The sequence below is a fragment of the Candidatus Nitrospira allomarina genome (assembly GCF_032050975.1).
GTDB classification, from domain to species: Bacteria; Nitrospirota; Nitrospiria; order Nitrospirales; family UBA8639; genus Nitrospira_E; species Nitrospira_E allomarina.
The window spans coordinates 3,796,498-3,818,414 of sequence record NZ_CP116967.1; the positions used below are offsets into that span (position 1 = coordinate 3,796,498).

Genomic DNA, 21,917 nt, shown 5'->3' on the forward strand with positions numbered 1-21,917 from the left:
CCCGCGCCAGGATTCATCTGTGACATTATCAGCCCGTGGAAAAAACCGTTTTCCATTGAGTCGGATCAAAGGCGGCTTTCCGTCGTGCAGACAGAAAGGCAGGAGGATTGGCTAAGGGATCGGGAGAGCGTCTTTAACAATCACGGTGCCCTGCATAGATCCTAAATGAAGGTCGCAATGGTAGGGAAATGTACCGGGATGCTTAAACACATGCTCAAACCGCTGACCGGGTTTATTAAGGTTTAATCCACTGTTGAACTGCTTCCCACCACCAGAGCAGTCGTTTACCTGACAGCCACCACTTGTGACACTGTGGGGTTCTTGCGCTCCATCGGCATAAATCCACATGACCTTGTGGCCCGGCATAATCGTCACATCGTGAGGCAAATAAAATGTCGTGGCCCGGAACAGCACCACCACTGCGCCAATCGGAGCGTTGGCCCAACCGCTTTCGGAAGCGACAGGAGCCCGGGGAGCCCGGGCTATAACCAAAAACTCATTGTGGGACGGGAGAATTTCACACCGATGGCCTTCCTGAGCGGTGACCACCACTTCATCTACCTGTAGAAAGACTGCATGTGAAACACCTCCGTTGAATAGGCCGTCATCCACGACGAGGGTGGTGGAAGGTGGACCATCCCCCTCAGAATTTTGTACATCCAAACGACAATTTTGCGGATTAAGTTTCCAGGTCAGTTCAACAAAAAAGGGTTCTCCGACTTCAACTTTATCTACCAAGACCGTCCGGTCTCCGGATTCCAGATTCAGTCCGAAATCCAGCACCATATCCCCCGTTTCCCAGCCGACCGTGGGAAAGGCAGACAGCGGAAGACACAATAGGCACACTCCATTCACCAACCCCACAAGCATGACATGCATCCCGAATCTGTTCATCATTGCACTTCCGCCTGATTTGAATATCCTATGGATGAAATCTTCTTTTCGACCACTCCTACCCCCCTGTCCCATCACCAATCCTGAGGCGTCATTCATGTCATCTTCCCTTTGCCCGTCACATTTTTTGAGGAATGCCCTGACTCACCGATCTCCCCTCCTGACCCCTCAGGATTTTTCTCGCACGCCAAAGTATAGGATTCTCACCCGCAGTGAGTAAATGAATACTTTTCACGCAATTGAACCGGAGTTCTGCGGAAAGTCCTTCATTTCAAACGTGGAAATGCCGAAAAAATGAAAGGCAATCTTTCGCAACGCACAGGCATGCCTTTTTTTAATCAGCAAAACTCTCCCGGCACACCGGGGAGTATCTTTTTATGGGATATTCCACATGTACGCTTTACCTCACTCAGTAACTTGAGGGGATATCCTGCACTGTTTATATGAAATCATACTGTCCCCCCAGCACATCTTTTCTCACCATTGCCACCGGATCGTTCCCATGATGGGTTAGCAATCTAATGTCTGAGAATGCTTCACACATTGATGTTTTATGGCTACTGATCTGTGCGGCCCTCGTCATGCTCATGCAAGGGGGATTTACCTGCCTGGAAACAGGTCGTGTTCGAGCCAAAAATAGCATCAACGTCGCGATCAAAAACCTGGTGGACTTTTGTACCTCATCTCTTGCCTTTTGGGTGGCAGGATTCGCCTTGATGCACGGACCAACGACAGCCGGCCTCATCGGCACAGAGGGGTTTCTTTTTAATGCCCACGAGCAGGGATGGTTGTGGGCGTTTTTTTTCTTTCAGATGGTATTTTGTGGAACCGCCACAACCCTCGTCTCAGGTGCCGTTGCCGAGCGGATGCGATTTACAGGGTATTTGGTCACCAGCCTCATTGTGTCTCTACTCATTTATCCCATTGTTGGCCATTGGATGTGGGGAGGATTAGCCACAGGGCAGAATACCGGATGGTTGAACCAACTCGGATTTATTGACTTTGCGGGCTCAACCGTCGTCCATTCCACAGGAGGTTGGGTGGCGTTGGCGGCCGTCATGATCATCGGACCCCGCCATGGTCGCTTTTCCAACAAGGCCGTGCCTATCCAGGGACAGAATCTGCCATTAGCCACACTTGGAGTCTTGCTGCTGTGGTTCGGATGGTACGGTTTTAATGGGGGGAGTAGTCTCGAGTTTACCCAGAAAGCCTCACAGATTCTGGTAAATACAACTCTTGCCGGAGCCACCGGTGCTCTGACAACTCTTGGCATAAGCTGGTATTACCTGAAACGGCCCGATGTCGGTCATGCCCTAAACGGTGTCCTGGCCGGTCTGGTCAGCATTACCGCTTCCGCCAATATCATGTCGCCTGAAGGCACGATCCTCATAGGCGTCGGAGCCGGGATTATCTGTGTCGGTGCAACCATCATTCTTGAACGTTTGCACATTGACGACGCAATTGGCGTCGTACCCGTTCATGCCTGCGTAGGGGTGTGGGGCACCGTTGTCTTTCCCTTCTTGAGTTCTCCGGACTCCTGGGGCACAGGGCTCACCGTCTGGGAACAAGCGGGCATACAAATCCTAGGAAGCACCGTCTGTTTCTTTTGGGCATTTGGTATGGGCTTCGCCATTCTCTGGCTGATCAATCAATGGGTTTCCCTGCGTGTCACAGCCGAAGAGGAACAAATCGGGCTCAACATGACAGAACATGGCGCCGGCACGCCCATTCTGGATCTCCTTGTCCAAATGGAAGAGCAACGAAACAGTCATGACTTTACCCGTCATGTCCTCTCAGAGCCTCACACGGAGGTTGGCCAGATCGCGGAGGAATATAACCGGGTACTAGACACGATCAATAGGGAGCAGCGACGACGGCAAGAAATGGATGCCGCCCTAGCCTATGGGGCCAGACTTGATACCCTCTTTCAGGAAATCGCAAAGGCCACAAACGAATCCTCGACAATTGAAGATGCGATGCAAATCACGATGAATTTGATCTGTCAGAATACCGGATGGCCTGTCGGTCACTTGTACCTTCTATCTGAAGACACCAGCCACACTCTCCTTCCCACGACCATCTGGCATTTGAAACACCCGGACTGCTTTGAGACCTTTCGTTCCATAACCGAACACACCGTTTTTGAAACCGGCGTGGGTCTTCCCGGTCGGGTGTTGGCCAGTGGAAAACCAGGGTGGATTCGGGATGTGACACAAGATCCCAATTTCCCCAGAGCTCAAGTAGCAAAAGATATTGGCGTGAGGGCTGGATTTGGATTTCCAATTCTCATCGGGAAACAGGTGGTAGGCGTGTTGGAGTTTTTTTCGACGGAAACGATGGAGCCGGATGCCAAATTATTAGAAGTCATGGGATATGTTGGAGCACAACTTGGCCGTGTGGTGGAACGCAAACGAGGAGAGGCCATCTTGATTCATGCCAAAGCTGAAGCCGAGGCCGCGACGAAAACGAAAGCCGATTTCCTGGCCATGATGAGTCATGAAATCCGAACGCCGTTAAATGGCATCATCGGCATATCGGATATTTTGCTCGGCACACATCTCAGCGAAGACCAGCAAGACTGTCTCCTCACGATCAAGGATTCGGGTGATGCGCTCCTCACGATCATCAATGACATTCTCGATTTCTCAAAAATTGAAGCCGGCAAGCTGACACTTGAGACGATAGACTTTGACTTTCGAGAGACGGTGGATGCCGTAGTTGATCTGTTAGGCCTTAAGGCTCAGGAAAAGGGGATAGAATTGATTAGCTTGATCAATCCGGAAATTCCCACCACCGTCCAAGGTGATCCCGTACGACTTCGCCAGATCTTGATGAACCTCATTGGCAATGCAATTAAGTTCACCGCTCAGGGTGAAATTGTGGTTCAGGTTGTACCCGAAGAGGACACCTCTGGAACCGGCCTCTTACGATTCATGATTACCGACACGGGTATTGGGATATCCCCTGAAGGCCAGAATCGACTGTTTCAGGCCTTTAGCCAGGAAGACAGCTCCACAACCCGGAAATACGGAGGAACAGGATTGGGCCTCTCCATAACCAAAATGCTGGCCGAACTCATGGGAGGAACGATCGGAGTCCATAGCGAATTAGGTCAAGGAAGCTGCTTCTGGTTCACCATCCGATTAGGCAGCCAACAGTCTCACCGGATACCTGATAAGGTTTTGCCTCGCGAACTTGAGGGTGTGCGTATTGTTCTCATCGATGATAACGCCACAAATCGAATGCTCCTTCAACTATATACACGCTATTGGGGCATGCAAGGTATCCAAGCCGAAAATGGCGAGAAGGCCCTGGCCTTAATCCGGGAATGCGCCTTGAATGAAGAACCCTGTCACCTTGCTCTCATCGATATGAACATGCCTGGCATGGATGGTCTCGAACTGGCAAAAGCCATCAAAGCGGATCCGCAATTGGCATCCATGCGTTTGATCTTGCTCAATCCTTTGATTAACCGGGTCGAAAATACCCACAGCCTCACTCAAAGGCACTTTTCGGCCTTTGTCAACAAACCGGTTCGCTACAAGCAATTGCATCAATGTCTCTTAAATGTCATGAGAAGGTCTGACGTGGCCCCTTCCCCCAGCATGATTCAAACGCCCACGAATGAGATGAATAAAGGCTCCGGACAGCGACTCCTCCTGGTCGATGATAATCTCGTCAACCAACAAGTCGGCGTTCGCATGCTGACCACACTCGGATACCAGGTGGATATTGCAGCGAATGGACGTGAGGCGGTTGAAGCCATCACACGGACCGCCTATGCCGGTGTATTCATGGACTGTCAAATGCCGGAAATGGACGGATTTGAGGCCACCAGAGAAATACGAAAACGTGCACGTATCACCCCACACCTGCCCATCATTGCCATGACGGCCACCGCCATGGTTGGGGATCGGGAAAAATGTTTGGAAGCCGGCATGAATGATTTTTTATCCAAACCGGTGAAATTAGAAGATCTGAGACGTATTTTGGAGAAATGGCTCTTCCAAGCTTCTTCAACGAGACACCATGAGGATGAAGCAGGACCTCATCAACCAGACAATCGAGAGGTTTCACCTCGATCCGGAACATCCGCACCGGACCTTTCTCCACCCTTGGATTCGACGATTCTCGCGGACCTCCGCCGATTGGGCGGAGATGAGGATCCCGTATTTTTCATTTCCGTTATCGAGCAATTTTGTCAGGATTCAGTTTCACACATGGATCGAATCAATCTGGCGATACAGAAAAACGAGGGTGATTCCCTCAGCAAGGTGGCGCATGCGTTCAAAGGTTGCTCACGAACCATTGGCGCCAAGCCACTTGCCGAACTAGCCTTTCAACTTGAGCAAATAGGACAGACCCAAAATCTTGAAAAAGCTCAAGCCATCTTCGTATCACTGCAATCTGAATTCGAGCGGGTGCAAGCGGCTCTGCAAGATGAATTAAAGCAGTCCTCTGCGACCCTTCCATAATACGAGAAAAGCAGGTCATCTGTGCCCTGACAAAAAGGGCAATTTATCTAGACGGGAGTTTAAGAACAGGCATTGGTCCCAAGCCTGATCTACCATGACCACATAACACCCTTCTCGCCTGATTATTTCTCAAGTGGGGTTTCGTGCCTTTCTCTTCACGGTCCAAACAGGTCCATATGCTTCCTTGAAGTGAGCCTTAAGCCCTCGCCATCCAAACGGACTTTTTCTATTCTTCAGATGAAATGGCATTTGATTGGTTAGATTGAACCTGAAAAAAATCCCCGCCTTTATGGCATTCGTCGTCCGTTCCCCAATGCAGTTCCTTCTCAACCTTTTTCATCAGAGGAACATGCTTGGAACAGTGAATATAGGCTTCATCCACTTCTACCATCACCCAACATTCGGGATGTTGTCCCCCTTTCATGTGCGAAGCGTTAACCAGGGACTGGGGAATTACTGGTATGGCAACCACTTCTTCATTGGTCATCACACGTGCCTGTCCATTCACATGCAGACCGACCGTACTTTGTAAAAAATCGATGAACAGCAGGCCGATCCGGGGATTTTCAAGAATGTTGCCGACACTCGCCATCACCCCGTTCCCGCGATATTCGGGATAGGCCAACATTTTGGCATTGAGCACTCTGACGAACCCGGCAGTCCCTGCTCGATACGAGCAATCACATTCGCCGTTGGCATTGGCGGTCGAAAGAAACACCATCTCCTGTCTGGCAATAAACGACTGCATTTTGTCGTTTAATTCGTTCGTCATCTGATTCCGATGAAAAGCCGCAGCCCGTCTGGCTGTTCCAAACATCCGTTGGGCTTGCCCCTCCCCCTCGGAATTCACAGACGGTGATACTTCTTCCCGCTCGTTGTTCATTTCACGCCTTTGTTTTTTGGCAAATGCGAAGCCAGAGGCTGCCTTGCCGTCGTAAATTAGTGGAAATCTCCGGAGGGAGATTCACTTGATATCTTAGGGGCACAGGCGTGCCTAAGGAAAGAACCACATTCCCCATCACACCTCAGAATATGACGGATGTGAGACACTTTCAATTATTGAAAGAGAAAGCTGATGTGCTGCGGAGAAGTGAGAGAAAACCTGAATAACTTGGAGTACCCGTATGAGAATTCATCCCCACGCCTAACCAAATGCGTGATGAGGAACAAAAGCTATGATGGAAAAAGCGAATCGACACTAAAAGCCGATACCTACCCCTACCCCGCCACCGACCCGGCCTCCGGTGCTACCACCACCAAAGATGCTGTACCAGGGACCAGATCTGCTTTTCTGAATCAAGGCCTGATCTTTCCACACATATAAGTGCCTGATCACCACTTCGGGAAACTGATAGTCCATTTCATCAAGCTTGGCGGAAACAGTCCCCGTTACCTCTCCCACGAGAGTGATCTGAGTATTCGCCGGGAACATTGCCGGGTCAAGAAAGGCTTTCTCCATGGCAATAAACCGGCCTTGTGAGTCGGTGCGAGTTAGCACGGGCCGTTGATATTCATCCAAGGGTAATTGCAACACCTCAAGCCGAGTACCTTCCTCAATACGCTTGGCCGACAGAACCTCCCCTCCAAGCACGAGCATCTTTCCCAGATAGGCCCCAGGATGTTGAACCACATCCGAAAACGTGAGTGTGGGATCAACCTGTTTCTGAAGAATTTCCGGTATTTCCACGGGTGAGGAGGCGCATCCCCCCGCACTCCCTAGAGCGAGCACCAAACACCATATGAGATTTTTTAGTTTCATCATCATATTCTATCATATGCCGATTGATCAATTTGGGTGGAGGATCTGACCGGCAACCCATCATACCAGATGAACCCAATCAAGAGACCTCTTGAATCATAGCCGTCCAGCATAACAATCCTGCGCACCCAAGACGTTTTTTTCCACCCACACGTTCCCATTTCATCGCACGCCGGTACTTTGTCGTCAATGGATTCGACGGCGCACTCTTGAGGCTGGGTTTGTTAGTGGGATTCTATGTGAGCGACGAAGTCAAATTGCCTGTGGTCATCGGTGTCTGCCTCGGATGGCCATCGTCCTGGGGAGGAGCGGCATCAGTAGCGCCTATATTAGCGATGCTGCGGAAAAGCGCAGGGAGATCAGGAAGCTTGAAAAAGCCATGGTGACCAGTTTAAGGCAATCGGCCCATGGACGAGCCGCTCAACTCCTGCCGGTCGTTATTGCCTTGGTACATGGGATCGCTCCCTTGGATTCAAGCGTCAGAACCTGAAATGGCCTGACGAACGATAACGAGCAGATCCTGCAAATTGTAGGGTTTTTGGAGAACCGCATAGACCCCTAAGGCACGAACCTGTTGTTCTAATTCCATAGTCAGCTGGCCGGAATATAGGATCAAGGGATGGGTGGAAATATAAGATTGCTGTGCCAGTCGTTGGACGAATTCCAGCCCCGTCATCACGGGCATTTGATTATCGGAAATCACCAGATCGAAGGACCGCCCTTGCTGGATCAGGGCTAACCCTACCGCCCCGTTTTCCGCTTCTTCAATGTTATACCCTTGTGCCTCGAGGAATTCCTTTAGGGCTTCTCGAGCCATCTGATGGTCATCGACCAGGAGAATACGTTTCATCACTTCCAGCGTCCCTGTTCCCTTGTGTCTTGAGGGGGTGAAGGTTGCCTATGTGTATCACATGAAACCCTGCCAAATCTTGGGGATCAATGATCTTTGCGTACTATGTTAATCATATCAGTTACGTCAAGGATTCGATGCTGATGAGTATCCCGCCACATCATGTGGAATACATGAGGCCATCCGGTCGGTTACCACCAGCCCGACTCTCCCCGTTCATCCGTTGCCGCGGGTGCCACCAGAGATGCCTATCGTTATGCACTGGACAGGAAGGTCATCGCTCTCGCCAGATGAAAGACTTCGCGCGTGTACACATCCGCAGCCATACGCACCCCGCCTATCACAGGACCACAAGCGAGATTGTCGATCGCCACTTTTATTCCCCGCATACCATTGTTTGGATTATAGAGATGCTTGAATCTCTGCTCATCCTTGTCAATTCTGCTAATTTGAGTGATTAAAAGGGTTATTACTCTCAGATCTCTGATGCATGTTGTCCCACATTATTGGCCAGTGAGTTCAATCTTTTCCCACTCTCCTCTTTCATGGTTGTTTCTTCACATCCCAACTCCCTGAAAAATATAAAGAAGAACCCCTCCCAATCCGAAAGGGGTGAAGATGCCCCGGCCTCATTCACAGAAAAAAAAGGCCGCAATCATTTGGAATTTATCCTCTGCTGCTGCGGGCCCGGTGGCGTAAATGTAGGAAATATCCATGTCCGTATTGCCTGTCTTCTCAGTCTCTCCGCTGAAAGGAAAATATACAAGGGGGTTTAGGCCACCACAGTTCAGTATGATGGCGCTCCGGCTCCAATGGGGCATCGCCGGAATCATATATTCCCCGGAATAGGCGTAGGCACCGAACCAGCATGACTTTGGAATTTGGCATGACAGCGAGAGACAGTCGATGAGATCTTCCTGGCGGATCCCCTTTCACTTGATCCTATTCACAGCTGTGCTTCTTCTTTGCTCAGTTATCCCCGGCCAAGCAGAACCCCGAATCAGCATCCTTATGACTCAGCAAAGCGGTACCTACCAGGATGTGCGGAAGGGTTTTCAGCAGTATTTAGACAAACAGGGAATCGCCGTGGAATATGATATTCGAAACTTTGAAGGACCTGTCCAGGAAACAGAGGGGATCCTGCAAGCACTGAAGACGACAAATCCTTCGATGATCCTGACCCTCGGGTCCCCTGCGACAGAAGCGGTCATTCGTGAGGTGAAGAACATTCCGATCATTGCCGGAATGATCATGAATGAAGCCGAACTCACAAAGGGAGAGAATGCGACAGGAATTGTGTTGGAATTTCCTCTGCAAACACATATTTCTTGGATCCAAAAGCTGTTGCCTCATAAAAAAACCATCGGGGCGTTGTTTAATTCCCGGGAAAACACCGGAACCATTGAACAGGCCCGTCGGATTATTGAAGACTCCGGCATGACCTTCTATCCCAAAAAGGTCGAGACACCACGGGACCTGCCCGATGCCCTGGACAGTCTGCCTGGCAACGCCGACCTCCTGTGGGGTCTCACGGATTCTGTCGTGTTTTCCCCGGAAACAGCCAAAGGTATTTTATTGTTTTCCTTCCGGAATCGAATTCCATTTGTCGGCCTTTCCACGTCTTGGGTCAAAGCGGGAGCCGTGTACGCGTTGGATCGGGATTACGTCGATATTGGCATTCAATGTGGAGAACTCGCAGAACAAGTCCTCAAGGGGGTGGATATTCATTCTCTGAAACCTCAATCGCCTCGAAAAGTGTTGTATGCCCTCAACCTCAATTCCATCAACCACATGCACTTAAACCTTTCAGATGCAGTGCTAAGGGGTGCTCATCCCGTGTTTGAGTAATCGACCAGGAGATAGAATGAAAAATATACGGATTAACCTCGTCTCCAAATTCAATACCCTGATTCTCTCCTTGATAACCATTATGGCCTTAGGGATCGGGCTCATTGTGGCTCTCGTCCAACAGAATCATCAAATGGAGGCCTTACATCATCATGGAATGGCCATCGCCGCAATGGTCGCTCAGGCTGGAGAATATGCGATGTATACCGAAAATCAGGAGGCTCTCCGCCAGGTCCTTGCTCAACTGGACACGAATCCGGACATCGCCTATGTGGCGTTGCGTAATGCTCAGACCAACATTCTTCTATCCAAATCCATCCATGAAACTATCCAAATACCCGTGATCGACCTTCAGGAAAAAACCGCATTCCCGGCTTTCATCCGCTCCTATAATGCGGTCAATCACGGTGACGGTCAAACCTATTTGGAATTTCTGGCCCCGGTTGTCACCCAACCCCGAACTGATGATTTATTTTCCGCAACCGCAGTCGCCCCACCTCAGGCGAACGTCATTGGCTTTGTACAATTTGGATTCAGTCTCAAAAGACTAGAGGCGCAACGAGCCACCTTCCTCCAGTCACTCGCCTGGTACACCTTGTCGTTCGTCCTCTTAGCCAGTTTCATTACGATTTTATTGGTTCGGAAAATAACCGCACCTGTCAAAAAACTTGCCAACGTTGCAAGGGATATCACCGCAGGCAATCTCGACCAGCCGATTGAGTTCACAATCGACACGAAGGATGAAATTCATGATTTGGCCGTGTCATTCACTCAAATGTTTGATTGGTTGCGCCAGTACCGGCGCGAAGTGGAATCGTATCAACAATCCTTGGAAGAAAAAGTTACTCAACGGACCCAGGAGCTCAGTCAGGCCAAAGACGAGGCGCTTCACTTGGCCGAAGACGCCAAAGCAGCCAACCAGGCAAAAAGTGAGTTTCTCGCTACCATGAGCCACGAAATCCGTACCCCGATGAATGGAATTATTGGCATGACTGATTTATTACTGGACACCGAGTTGGCAAAGGATCAGCGATACTATGCCACCACCGTCAGGAATTCGGGAGAATCCCTTCTCACAATCCTGAACGACATTTTGGATTTTTCAAAAATCGAAGCCGGAAAACTTGAATTTGAAAGCATTCCTTTTGATCTTCGTCAGGCCGTGGAAGAGACGTTGGAACTGGTCGGGGAACGAGCTCTGAAAAAAGGGCTGGAATTGGTGGGATGGGTCTTCCCCGATGTCCATGCCACCGTCATGGGGGACCCCGGACGATTTCGTCAAGTTTTACTCAACCTTCTAAGCAATGCCATCAAATTCACCGAACATGGTGAGATTGGCGTACAGATTCTGCGCCTGGAAGACGGAGAGCACGACATCCATATTCGCGTTCAGGTTTCCGATACCGGGGTGGGAATTTCCCCGGAAGCTCAGAAGAAAATATTTGAATCCTTTAGCCAAGCTGATAGCTCGACGACCAGGAAATACGGGGGAACAGGACTGGGACTGGCTATTTGTAAACGCATTGTGGAGTTATCCGGCGGAACCATAGGAGTGGAAAGTCAATTAGGACAAGGAAGTGTCTTCTGGTTTACGCTCCGTCTCCAAAAATACTGGCAAGACCTGCCGTCTCACGTTGATACTGATCAAAACATTCTGGAAGGGCTTCGAGTATGTTGCGTGGATGACAATGATACCAACCGGCACCTCTTAGCCCAGTATGCGGAAGATTGGGGAATGCGAGCGACTTCTGCTTCTTCCGGTATGGAAGCCTTAGCGGTGCTACGAGCCGGTGTGGCCCGAGACAAACCATTTGATCTGGCCATTCTCGATATGCATATGCCTAATATGGACGGACTGGAATTAGTCAGAGCCATCAAGGCGGACCCCAGGATTCAGAATGTTCGCTGCCTCCTCTTAACCTCTCTCGGAAGGCGCGGTGATGCCAAGGAGGCGCAACGTGCGGGATTTCAGGCGTACCTGACCAAACCGGTCCGGAAGACACAACTGAAACAAAGCTTAGTGGCTGTGATGGTCCCCGAACAACCCACAGAAAAGGCGAATCAAGATACTTTGGTTACTCTGCATTCTCTCAAAGACAAATCCAGGAATCAGCAGCCGAGTACCATCCTTGTGGCAGATGATCATACGGTAAATCAGGAATTGGCTTCACTCTTATTACACAAACTTGGGCACGAGGTGGAAGTGGTACCCAACGGTAAGGCTGCGATTGAAACTATTCAGAAACGGCCCTTTGCCCTCATCCTAATGGATTGTCAGATGCCGGATATGGATGGATATGCGACCACCAAAGCGATTCGAGCCTGGGAAGGAGAACAACGTCATACCCCGATAATTGCGGTGACGGCCAACGCCATGTCCGGGGATCGGGAGAAGTGTCTTGCCGCCGGCATGGATGATTACTTAACCAAACCCATTAAACCGGATAAACTCCGGGACATGCTCCGACGCTGGTTACCACGGGAGGAACGAACGGCTGTCCCACTCCATCATATTGACGACGGCGTACTCCTTCGAAAGCCCCTCACGAATTCCGATCCTCTCAAAACCGGGTCCGACACATCCCAACCATTGGATGCTGAGCGGTTGGCCGAATGGCGTACGTTGGGGGGGAACGAATTTGTGTGCAAAATCCTGAAAAATTTTATTCGCGAAGCATTGGAATGCGCCTCGCAGGTTCAAGAGGCTGTCACGACAGAAAATTGGGAAGATTTAACGCTAGCGGCCCATGGGCTCAAGGGAATTTGCCGAAACGTCGGGGTGCAAAAATTGGCCGAGTTGGCTTTGGCATTGGAGCAACACGATTGTCATGAATCGTTTGAGACGGTCCGGCACAAATTATCTGCTCTCCAGGAAGAGTTGGCTCGAGTACAATATGCCTTGGAGCATGAAGTGGTCCAACACTCTACATAAATTTCTGGTAGTCGCATGCTTCCCTCAAATTGACGGGAACCGGAGGTACGGGCAATGGGGCCATCCAATAAAGACAGTCTGGATGGATTCCGGCCCTTCTTCTCGTTCCTTGTACCCAAAATTCGGTTCAAGAACCCCTTTTTAGAAATAAGGCAACTACCATGTGGGTTAAAATAAGACTGGTGTACCGATATGCCAGTTTATGCCACACAGAGAGGACCAGAGGTGGCAGGAACGAAGAGGAAGGCAACTATTTCAAGTAATAGTGCCATCCTTGACAAACAGGCTTGAATCGGGAAAAGCATCCCAAGAAGAAAACTGGTATTTGTACCAAACGATTACTGAGAAATTGTGGGACTCACTAGTATTGCGGTGGTTGCGGGCCTGGCCGTATCCCAACTAAATCGGGATCTTCCCCATCAAGCACTCGAGGAGGTTCTTCGCTTTCCGACTTGCGTTGCTCACGTCGGGCTTCTTTATCCTGTTGCTTCATTCTTTTGACCATCTCACGATTTCGTTTGGCCTGGGTCACTTTTGTCGGTCGTCCCATTTATCTTCCTCCTTTCGATTAGGGTATCACGCCTCCGGCTCCATCATTTGAAAAGCTGAAAAGCTTTTCTAGGCTCTGCCTCATTGCCAGACTATCTTGTTTGAGGCACCGGTCCTCACGGGCATCCAAGTGCCGACTCTCGTCCGGCCAAGCAGCATAATACCTACGCTACGTGGACTCCCTGCGTGCTTTGGGCGGCTTTCCTGAGGTCGAAGAACGGGATACTTTTTGAGGCACCACATCAAGGCGAGTCGCGCTATCCTGATCGAACCCGGGACTGGACATCATCAGAACTTGTCGGCGAACCTCATCAATCGGCATAGGAATTTTTTCTTTAGAAGGATCAGCGAGGCCAAGGAGATCCCAACGAATTTTCGGCTCAGGTTTGAATGTTTTTCTATTTCTAACCTTGCCACCCCACTTCATTGTCAGCTTCATAAGAAGCCTCCTTCTGTCTAAAGAACCATGCAAATCATGACAAAGAACACACACCGTCCTTTACGAACGGTACGGAAAGCGAGGAGGAATGAAGGCCATACTCCCCTCACGCAATGATCGTCGAGATCAATCCTCCTAGGAATGAAAAGGCAGGAAAGGCAGGAGAACCACCATCGCTTGTGCCGTGATTCAGGGTAGCACTCCACTGGGAGGGAGTCAAATACAGGGAGAGATTGTAGTTGCGGGATTAACGCCTAATCTTCCAATCACGTCACGTCTTCCAGAGTCCTTGCCTCTCAACAATTGGGATCACTCACGTCATACGGACAAGGAGGGCCAACTCTCATCTTAATACAGGGACATTGGACAGGTATCTAAAGGGCAACCTCTTCACCTTTGGGTTTCCATTTCCGTGCAAGACCTGTTGCCTCGGTGATCTGAGCAGCGGTCATCTCCTGCGAGAGTAGATCTAATGCTTGGATCGACGGATCTATGCCCTGCTGTGCAGCCAGATATGCCCACATATAGGCTTGCACCAGGTCCTGCCGGACCCCTTCTCCTTTATAGTACATGAGGCCAACATGATTTTGGGCACCACCATTGCCCTGTTCGGCAGCCCGCAGAAACCATCGAAAGGCTTCTTGAAAATCCTGCGGGATCCCCAAACCCTGGCGGTACATCGCCCCGAGATTATTCTGAGCCCTGGCATTCCCGAGATCGGCTGCCCGACGGTACCACAGTCGAGCCTGCTCAAAATCCTGTGGCACTCCCTGCCCGTACCGGTACATATAGCCCAACATATTCTGCGCCTCGGTATTTCCCTCTTCCGCTAACGGTCGCCATTCAGACAGAGCGGCGGAAAAATTCTCTTGCAGATATGCCTCCTCTCCTTCCTCATAGCCGGCCCACGCTACTCCCAACCAACAGAGCAAGAGAATTACGCTTAGTCTCAAGATGAGGGCCGACAGAATCATAATGTCATAACTTCCTTTGTCGCACGACCGGGCAACTCACGATCGGATAAAGACCAACCCTGACAGGTGCTCATATATCCATTGTCCTCTATGCCTGTTGTTTGGCCTCAAGTTCCGCCCATCGGGTATACAAACGTTCCACCGCCTGTTCGGCGGCCTTGAGATTTTCATAGGCTTCTTGCAGCTTGTGATGATTCGCTGCAATTTTGGGATTTTCCGTTTCCGTACGGCATAATTCGAGTACCGCCTCGGCATCAAGGACCCGTTTTTCTATCGTGTCATACTCTTGTTGATCACGATACGACAGTTTTTTTGCTTTTGGCCGGTCAGGCGTGGCACGGACATTCTTTGATTGAGTGCCGGCTTGATCTTTGCCTGACCGTTGCCGTCGAAGCCAGGATTCCCATTGTCCATAATCCGCAAATTGCCCGTATCCTCCCTGCCCGTCCAATCCTACAAAATCCGTACACACTTCCTCCATCATGTAACGATCATGGGTCACCAGGATCAAGGCTCCGGGAAATTCCTTTAAACTTTCTTCCAACACTTCTCTCGTCGGAATATCCAAGTCGTTCGTAGGCTCATCCACAATCAACACGTCGGCGGACTGCAGCATTAACCTGGCAATGACCGCCCGGGCTTGTTCGCCACCGGAAAGCAACTCAATAGGGAGATCCAATTGTTCAGGCTGAAACTGAAACCGTTTGGCCCACCCAGCCAGATGCACCGTCTGGCCCCGGTACATGACGGTATGCCCCGAATCGGACAACGTCCGCCGCAGGGTCATCTTTGGATCGAGTTGATCACGATTTTGATCAAAATATACGACTTGCAATTTATCCGCATACGTCACGCTTCCCTGATCAGGCTCCAATTCCTTTGCAAGTAATTTCAACAGGGTGGACTTCCCCGAGCCATTATGACCTAAGACCCCTGTGGCGGTTCCCGGTGAGATGACCCAGTCCATTTTTTGGATAATGGTTCGGGGGCCGAACGTCTTTCGAAGCTGGTGGACAACCATTAACTGTTTTGTGCGACGACCCGAGCCGACAAAATCGATGGAGGTTTCCTCTTGTCGCAAGCGCACCTGGGTTTCAGCTAATTCAGCCTGCAACGCATGGGCGGAATCTATGCGAGATTTCGCTTTAGTGGATCGAGCCTTGGGCCCTCGACGAAGCCACTCTTCTTCCCTACGAACTTTTCCGGCCAACGCCTGAGCCTGTTGAGTTTGGCTATTCAGAAATTCTTCCCGCTTAACCAGAAACTCCTCATAGCTTCCCGGAACGAGAAAAATCCCATCAGGATATCTCCGATTGATTTCAGCAATCTTATTGGTGGCATGTCCAAGAAACCATCGATCATGACTCACCATGACCCACGGCCATGAAGCCTGGGACATCACCTGCTCCAACCAACGCATTCCTTCCAGATCGAGATGGTTCGTCGGCTCATCCACCAGCATGACATCCGGCGCCTGAACAAACCCACAGGCAATAGCGAGCCGTTTTTTCCATCCGCCTGAAAGAGGACCCACGAGCTGATCGCCTTGAGCAAACCCCATGCGTCCCAATGTCTCCTGCACCCGAGCCACACAATCATGCGCGTGGAGGCCGGATGCCAAGGCCGCTCGTTCAATTTCCTCGGCGACCGTCGACTCTGAATCGAAATCAGCCTGTTGGGGAATATAGGCAATGCGAAGATGCTGCCGTCGAGTGACTCTTCCCTCATCCGGCTGTTCAAGACCGGCAAAAATTCGAAGGAGGGTACTTTTCCCCGATCCATTCGGCCCGATAATCCCGATCCGGTCTTTTTCCGATACACCTAGGGTAAGTTCCTGAAAGAGACGCTTGGTCCCATAGGCTTTGGTAAGCTTCTGTCCATAAATCAGCGCTGACATACGTATCACACTCCTTAAAAGTCCGACCTTCATAAACCGGACATAAATATTATCCCTTCCCACCTGGGGAACGCCCCCATTCCTGCCAGACCGGACTTACGCAAAATAGAACCCCTTCCAACATACCTGTCTCCAGAGGCAGAAACCAAGCTGCGGGATCTATTTGCTAAAGGACGACCTCACGCACTCTTCTATTCAAATTTCATGAATGCCGAAGGGGGTTGGTCGGTGCCAACATCGAATATCATTTTCCCGATCGCAGACCCATATCACTTTTTATCCTCTCCACCATTCTCATATTCTCCTCCCTGTCTATGAACACCCAAATGGACGTTTCAGTCGTTGGAGAATTTTGGCCCAAAGCGTCTGGTACGTTTCACGTCCCTGCAAAAGTTCACAATAGCGCCCAAGCACCCGTTGATAGGCGTCGGGAAAAGTCCGGCCCGCCCACGAATGGCAAGATCGAGGTAATCCATAAATGATGGCTCCTAATCGAAAAGCCACTCGAAATTCCAATCCAAATTCAGCTTCCGCATGCCTTTCATATTCCTCCAACCGATGCTTTGGATCCCTGATGGTGGAGGCCACACTGACTGCCGCCAGTTGTCCGGATCGAACAGCATAATAAATCCCTTCTCCCAGTAACGGATCAACCAAATGACCGGCATCGCCAACCAACACGGCTCGATGCCGCACCAAGCTTCCAGCCCACCCATGTCCAGGGCGATACGCCGGATGATGGGCAATTGGGAGAGGGTGTCCGAGGGGGGAAGGAATCGAAAGCCCGGCCAAAGCAGATTCATGATTGATAAAATCCTCAAAACTGCGTTTGGGACGATTTCTGCAACGAATAAATTCGCCCACACCCAGCGATAGGCCTTGTTCTTTCGGAAAGACCCAGCCGTATCCTTTTTTCGCTGCGCGTAAACTGATTAATACCGTTTGTGAGCACTGAAACGCATGAGGTGTGTCTCCATGATATTCACTTTCCAAGGCAGGAATATTTACGACCTTTCGCCCAGGGAAACATTGTTGAGCCACCACACTCATCGCTCCATCGGCTCCGATGACCACCCGGCCGCGATACCGTCCTTTCCCGGTGGCCACTTCGACTCCATCCTCCAATTTCTGAATGGCGACGACAGACTCCTCCTCCCGGATCTCTACTCCAACCTGCCGGGCTTTCTCGACCAACCATTGATCGAAGGTCTTACGCATGACCATATAAGCCAAGGGTCGCGGAGATTCGACAATAAAGGAATCCGTTCCCCCGTAAATAAACTGCACACGATACACCGTCCCCTCAACAATCGTTTTGAAATCCGCCGGAAGAATTTGTTCAATTCTGGCGGAAAGCCCTCCGCCACAGACTTTGTACCGGGGATGAACCTGCTTTTCAAACGCCAACACGGACATTCCCAATCGGCTCAACTCAAATGCGGTCGAAGCCCCCGCAGGCCCCATGCCCACGACAATCACATCGTACTGAAAGGAATGAAGAGGAGGAGTCACAGGTCAGAGATAAACCGTCGTGAAAATGAACTTACGAGACAAACCTGAACAGGTTAGAGAGGAGGAAGCTATCCGGTTACAAAAACTGTGTGCTCTTTAGAAAATTTTTTCCTACTGTACTGGAATTCTCCCTCGGTTGACTACCCCTTCATCACACTCCGTGACGGACCCAAACGCCAACAGTGGAGCGTGATAACCCCGGAATAGAAAGTGATTCATCACATTGTTCCTCAAAAATTGGAAGAGATCGGATAGGTGGCTGACCCGTCAGAGAAATCCATAGGACCACTTACCAAAACAGACAACTGGGAAAGGGAGAAGAAGGGAGAGATTGGAGGGCTAGAGCTCAGAAAATGTTGAAAATTGCGAATCCGTTGTATACATGGGGATGATTTTCTCCATATGCATTTCGGATAATAGGGTCTTCACCGGATCTTGAGGGTTCACGATAATCATCCGTCCTTTGAGTTTTAGGAACTTCTTGGCAAGGACCACTAAAGCCCCTAACCCCACACTATCCAAAAAGGTCACTCCTTGAAAATCCAGGATAAGCCCTTGTGAATTCGAGTCTGTATATTTTTCTGCGGTCTCCTTAAAGGCATTTTTTGAAAATATATCCAATTTTCCTGAAAGGCTCACGACCGGCAAGCCATTCATGTTTCGTTCTTTAATGATCATGGCTGGGAATTGATCCTTCTTTTTCCCTGACCCGCTCGCAGGTAGATTACCCCATGTTTTTTGGCTTTGGTGGATATATCGGATCATTTAGAGGGAATCTTGAGGATTACGACCTGATTCATGACTTTTCGGGCGTTACGTAATATCTTGCGCCTCATCCCAGGATGAGGAATGCACGCTCAAATTCAGTGGAAAGTTCAGCAAAATGAAAAAAAGAATAAGGGGTGAGGAATATCTGCCTGGGAAAACGAACCCTACTCCCCTGTGAAGAGGCTCGTCAAAGAACCCATGGGAGCTTCACAAAGAGAAGCTAGCTTTTTGCAAGAAGCCAAACAAACGGAGATCATTTATTCTCAATATGAATGCCCTCTCAGGAACGACCCAACGTAACCGAGAGCAGCTCCTGAGAATCTCCACGCTGAACCTTGAGCTCGACAACTTGGCCAGGTTCCGTTCGCTCAATCAGATAATTTTTCAATTGTGCCGGTGTGGTAATCAGAACATCATTAATAGCCACCAACACATCGCCTTTTTGAAATCCCGCATGGCGTGAGGGACCGGTGGCTTTGGCCACGACCAGCGCCCAACGACTTCCCATCCTCAATGTCTGTAGCTGAATCCCCAGCACCGAAAACCCGGGCACCCTGCCAGCCAAAACGGCGGTCACCACCCGTTGAACCAACGGGCCTGGGAGCACAAAAGCCAATCGGGCACACCGTCGATCGTCATGCTGCATCTCCGTTTGAATGATGGCATGCATAAGCCCTACCAGTTGTCCATGTTGATTCAACAGCCCCCCGCCAGAATTGCCGCTACAGACGGACATATCCACCTGCATTAATCGACTGTTTACCGTCGGCAAAAACGTATTGGGATTTCCCGTCGTGCCAAAGTTAATAGCCGGCCCCCAACCCAGTGGATACCCGACCGTAAAGACCTGATCGCCATACGTCACATCTTCATCGGCAAACATGACATGCGCTTGGGGCCAATCCGATTCAGGACCCTGCAGTTGATACACGGCCACATCCAGGTATGCATTGGCTCCCTGACGAGTGGCCGGCAATTCAAAAAGGTCGTCCGTCACCACATGAATGGTGTCCGGGATTATGACTTTTCCTCCCTCGGTTTGCTCTACCGCATGGCGTGCCGTCACAATCACTCCACCGCCAATGTGGATGCCCGATCCGCGAATACTGACCGGGAGCCCATAGCCATTGTCCGGAATCTCAACTTGATCAGCCTGCAGTATCCCGACTGTCGCCACTTTCGCCTGTTCAATGGCCTGGGAAATCGGCATGGCCGAAGCCTCTTCCCACCCCGCGAAATAGCCAAGCCCTACAAAAAAAACAAGTCCAATGAAAATCGACCTTTCAGCACTCATCCGTACCCCCCGCGTTTCAGAATGGCCCGCATAGCGCGTAACCATACTCATCCTTCGAACCGAATCCCTCTCTCAATAATATTCAACAAGAACACAGGCGGCTAAGACTTATCTCTGATCATCTCATCCGCCAGATCAACGTGTTCTTCTCTGCCGGATGCGAACGACCGGTTTGTGTCGGCGACTGGCCCGCCATCCATGGGGCTCACGCGGATTGGCCCCAATCCTTCAACCCACCGAACAAAGCTTTCATATGCTGATAGGAATAATGGGCATTTCTTCCACTCGGGTTTGGCAACACACAAACAGGCGTATCCCCAAGGGTAAGAGATTGCAGGCCAACCTGAATAGGTTGTTCAGATAATCGTTTGACAGCCTTGGGCGCCTCATTGGACGAGAGAAGCATGCGAGCCATACTGACTCCTAACAAAGCCACCAGTCGAGGTTGATAAATCGTGATTTTTGTCACTAATGCCTGATGCCCTTCCAGAAAATCCCGTTTTTCCAAATCCTGAACCCCGGCAGTCGGCCGGGCAATCAGATTGGTAAGTCCATATCCGAATTCGGGCAATTGCCAATCATCCTGATAAGTCATGGGAAAGGGAATCAGCTTGGCGTCAAACAGTAATTTCCAAAACCGGTTGGAAGGGCCGGCAAAATGATGCCCGACCTCAGCAGAGCGCAGACCCGGGTTAATTCCAACAAAGAGAATAGATAACCCGGGGATCAGATAATCGGGAAGACCTGAATGCGGATGACTTGTGGCCATTCGTCCTCGATCGTTGGATACACCCCCACGCGTCTTCATAAGTTGATTATAGGAAGCCTGGAATTGTGCTGTGTGGCCTCTAGCACCGCCGGCACTATGGATCGAAGATTACGAGGAGATTTTGGAGAATAAAACGGAAATGCGTGAAGTAGGATTTCATCCAAACCGGCCACCGGGTGAAACCCGAATCGTGATTTACTTGGAAGCCAGTTTCGTCTGAATTTCCGAAAATGTTTTCTCAGCCTCAGGGAGAAGATCATGCCGGTTCCCCGCCCTGGCAAGCTCGAGGGCCTTTTTCGCTAAATCGAAAGCCTCCTGATCCTCTCCCCGCTCGGCACACGAACGTGCAACGACCATGCGAGCATTAATGGATTGGGGATCCCGCTGAATCACCTCCCGCAGCATCGCTTCGCCCTTTTCGGAATCTCCCCCAAATAAGCCGGGGACTTCAATGAGGATCGTCCCTTTAGAAGAAAGGGCATCCATATGATTAGGATTGAGCGCCAGGGTTTTGTCCAGAGCTTCCATCATCCGTCCATATTCAAACACCGAGAACAGCACTTCTCCGTTGGCGCGCATCCGCTCGCCGATATTACAGAACAGGGCAAAATGCGCATCGGCTGAACGTTCGTCCAGCCCCACAGCCTGTTCAGCCAACTTCCGCCCCCGCTCAAAATGTTCAACCCGAACCGTTTCCTCCTTTGCCCGTCTCCCTTCATGGCATTCATCCATCGCCTGTTTTGTCAGAACCTGAGAAGATTCTTCAGCCCAGACTCCAGGGATCACCCACCAGGAAAACAGTAAAGTGGCCAATAAAATATAAAGCATTCGATGAGTAACGGTCATGTTGTAGGAGTCCTTTGTGCGTTACTCCGGTGAATTCCAGCCAATGAAAATGCAGACAAAAACAAAAAAATATTTTATACCAAGTCAACCGCTTATGCCAACGCCTGGGAG

General features: G+C 50.4%; 17 protein-coding genes. 4 read left to right on the plus strand and 13 right to left on the minus strand.

All coding sequences use genetic code 11. The annotated features are described in order from the left end of the window. Positions 1-111: 111 nt before the first annotated feature. Positions 112-897: a cupredoxin domain-containing protein gene (locus tag PP769_RS16790; protein WP_312642299.1), complete on the minus strand. Its 786-nt coding sequence runs from the start codon at positions 895-897 to the stop codon at positions 112-114. A 518-nt stretch (positions 898-1,415) separates the two neighbouring features. Here PP769_RS16790 and amt point away from each other — a divergent pair. Beyond that, entirely contained in the window at positions 1,416-5,369 is a 3,954-nt protein-coding gene (gene amt, locus PP769_RS16795) for an ammonium transporter (RefSeq protein WP_312642301.1), read from the plus strand. Positions 5,370-5,595: 226 nt separating this feature from the next. Here amt and PP769_RS16800 read toward each other — a convergent pair whose 3' ends face one another. Next, the gene (locus tag PP769_RS16800; protein ID WP_312642303.1) at positions 5,596-6,219 is read right to left on the minus strand and encodes a pyridoxamine 5'-phosphate oxidase family protein; all 624 of its coding nucleotides are present in this window, start codon (positions 6,217-6,219) and stop codon (positions 5,596-5,598) included. 348 nt (positions 6,220-6,567) lie between these two features. Then, a complete protein-coding gene (locus PP769_RS16805; protein WP_312642305.1) occupies positions 6,568-7,134 on the minus strand; it encodes a Slp family lipoprotein in 567 nt (188 codons plus the stop codon). Between the two features lie 280 nt (positions 7,135-7,414). Between PP769_RS16805 and PP769_RS16810 the strand changes: the two genes are divergently transcribed. Next, positions 7,415-7,618, plus strand: a complete 204-nt coding sequence (locus PP769_RS16810; RefSeq protein ID WP_312642307.1) for a hypothetical protein — start codon at positions 7,415-7,417, stop codon at positions 7,616-7,618. Here PP769_RS16810 and PP769_RS16815 read toward each other — a convergent pair. After that, positions 7,601-7,978 carry a response regulator gene (locus tag PP769_RS16815; protein WP_312642309.1) on the minus strand — a complete coding sequence of 126 codons (378 nt, stop codon included), beginning with the start codon at positions 7,976-7,978 and terminating at the stop codon, positions 7,601-7,603. The genes PP769_RS16810 and PP769_RS16815 overlap by 18 nt on opposite strands. A 1,011-nt stretch (positions 7,979-8,989) precedes the next feature. Between PP769_RS16815 and PP769_RS16820 the strand changes: the two genes are divergently transcribed. Together PP769_RS16820 and PP769_RS16825 are read left to right on the plus strand one after the other, a co-directional pair. Beyond that, on the plus strand, positions 8,990-9,826 hold the full coding sequence (locus PP769_RS16820) for an ABC transporter substrate-binding protein (RefSeq protein WP_312642311.1): 837 nt from the start codon (positions 8,990-8,992) through the stop codon (positions 9,824-9,826). Between the two features lie 16 nt (positions 9,827-9,842). Next, positions 9,843-12,758, plus strand: a complete 2,916-nt coding sequence (locus tag PP769_RS16825) for a response regulator (protein ID WP_312642313.1) — start codon at positions 9,843-9,845, stop codon at positions 12,756-12,758. Between the two features lie 361 nt (positions 12,759-13,119). Here PP769_RS16825 and PP769_RS16830 read toward each other — a convergent pair whose 3' ends face one another. The 9 genes from PP769_RS16830 to PP769_RS16870 form a co-directional block, all read right to left on the minus strand. Beyond that, entirely contained in the window at positions 13,120-13,308 is a 189-nt protein-coding gene (locus PP769_RS16830; protein ID WP_312642316.1) for a hypothetical protein, read from the minus strand. A 168-nt stretch (positions 13,309-13,476) separates the two neighbouring features. Next, positions 13,477-13,746: a hypothetical protein gene (locus tag PP769_RS16835; protein ID WP_312642318.1), complete on the minus strand. Its 270-nt coding sequence runs from the start codon at positions 13,744-13,746 to the stop codon at positions 13,477-13,479. 374 nt (positions 13,747-14,120) lie between these two features. Beyond that, the gene (locus tag PP769_RS16840) at positions 14,121-14,720 is read right to left on the minus strand and encodes a tetratricopeptide repeat protein (RefSeq protein WP_312642320.1); all 600 of its coding nucleotides are present in this window, start codon (positions 14,718-14,720) and stop codon (positions 14,121-14,123) included. Positions 14,721-14,808: 88 nt separating this feature from the next. Beyond that, positions 14,809-16,617: an ABC-F family ATP-binding cassette domain-containing protein gene (locus PP769_RS16845; protein WP_312642322.1), complete on the minus strand. Its 1,809-nt coding sequence runs from the start codon at positions 16,615-16,617 to the stop codon at positions 14,809-14,811. Positions 16,618-16,929: 312 nt separating this feature from the next. Then, positions 16,930-18,129 (minus strand): geranylgeranyl reductase family protein, encoded by a 1,200-nt coding sequence (locus PP769_RS16850; RefSeq protein ID WP_312642324.1) that lies wholly within the window; start codon positions 18,127-18,129, stop codon positions 16,930-16,932. A gap of 339 nt (positions 18,130-18,468) precedes the next feature. Beyond that, the gene (locus PP769_RS16855; RefSeq protein ID WP_312642326.1) at positions 18,469-18,807 is read right to left on the minus strand and encodes an STAS domain-containing protein; all 339 of its coding nucleotides are present in this window, start codon (positions 18,805-18,807) and stop codon (positions 18,469-18,471) included. Positions 18,808-19,177: 370 nt separating this feature from the next. Then, positions 19,178-20,242, minus strand: a complete 1,065-nt coding sequence (locus PP769_RS16860) for a S1C family serine protease (protein ID WP_312642328.1) — start codon at positions 20,240-20,242, stop codon at positions 19,178-19,180. Between the two features lie 154 nt (positions 20,243-20,396). Continuing rightward, the gene (locus PP769_RS16865) at positions 20,397-20,999 is read right to left on the minus strand and encodes a mismatch-specific DNA-glycosylase (RefSeq protein ID WP_312642330.1); all 603 of its coding nucleotides are present in this window, start codon (positions 20,997-20,999) and stop codon (positions 20,397-20,399) included. 156 nt (positions 21,000-21,155) lie between these two features. Further along, positions 21,156-21,806 carry a tetratricopeptide repeat protein gene (locus tag PP769_RS16870; RefSeq protein WP_312642332.1) on the minus strand — a complete coding sequence of 217 codons (651 nt, stop codon included), beginning with the start codon at positions 21,804-21,806 and terminating at the stop codon, positions 21,156-21,158. Between the last annotated feature and the right edge of the window lie 111 nt (positions 21,807-21,917).

What these genes read in the sequence shown, in the direction of transcription:
- PP769_RS16870 (WP_312642332.1), bottom strand. Translation starts at nt 21,806, where the DNA reads ATGACCGTTACTCATCGAATGCTTTATATTTTATTGGCCACTTTACTG.
- PP769_RS16855 (WP_312642326.1), bottom strand. Translation starts at nt 18,807, where the DNA reads ATGATCATTAAAGAACGAAACATGAATGGCTTGCCGGTCGTGAGCCTT.
- PP769_RS16835 (WP_312642318.1), bottom strand. Translation starts at nt 13,746, where the DNA reads ATGAAGCTGACAATGAAGTGGGGTGGCAAGGTTAGAAATAGAAAAACA.
- PP769_RS16830 (WP_312642316.1), bottom strand. Translation starts at nt 13,308, where the DNA reads ATGGGACGACCGACAAAAGTGACCCAGGCCAAACGAAATCGTGAGATG.
- PP769_RS16790 (WP_312642299.1), bottom strand. Translation starts at nt 897, where the DNA reads ATGATGAACAGATTCGGGATGCATGTCATGCTTGTGGGGTTGGTGAAT.
- PP769_RS16865 (WP_312642330.1), bottom strand. Translation starts at nt 20,999, where the DNA reads ATGAAGACGCGTGGGGGTGTATCCAACGATCGAGGACGAATGGCCACA.
- PP769_RS16825 (WP_312642313.1), top strand. Translation starts at nt 9,843, where the DNA reads ATGAAAAATATACGGATTAACCTCGTCTCCAAATTCAATACCCTGATT.
- amt (WP_312642301.1), top strand. Translation starts at nt 1,416, where the DNA reads ATGTCTGAGAATGCTTCACACATTGATGTTTTATGGCTACTGATCTGT.
- PP769_RS16860 (WP_312642328.1), bottom strand. Translation starts at nt 20,242, where the DNA reads ATGAGTATGGTTACGCGCTATGCGGGCCATTCTGAAACGCGGGGGGTA.
- PP769_RS16815 (WP_312642309.1), bottom strand. Translation starts at nt 7,978, where the DNA reads ATGAAACGTATTCTCCTGGTCGATGACCATCAGATGGCTCGAGAAGCC.
- PP769_RS16845 (WP_312642322.1), bottom strand. Translation starts at nt 16,617, where the DNA reads ATGTCAGCGCTGATTTATGGACAGAAGCTTACCAAAGCCTATGGGACC.
- PP769_RS16840 (WP_312642320.1), bottom strand. Translation starts at nt 14,720, where the DNA reads ATGATTCTGTCGGCCCTCATCTTGAGACTAAGCGTAATTCTCTTGCTC.
- PP769_RS16810 (WP_312642307.1), top strand. Translation starts at nt 7,415, where the DNA reads ATGGCCATCGTCCTGGGGAGGAGCGGCATCAGTAGCGCCTATATTAGC.
- PP769_RS16805 (WP_312642305.1), bottom strand. Translation starts at nt 7,134, where the DNA reads ATGATGATGAAACTAAAAAATCTCATATGGTGTTTGGTGCTCGCTCTA.
- PP769_RS16820 (WP_312642311.1), top strand. Translation starts at nt 8,990, where the DNA reads ATGACTCAGCAAAGCGGTACCTACCAGGATGTGCGGAAGGGTTTTCAG.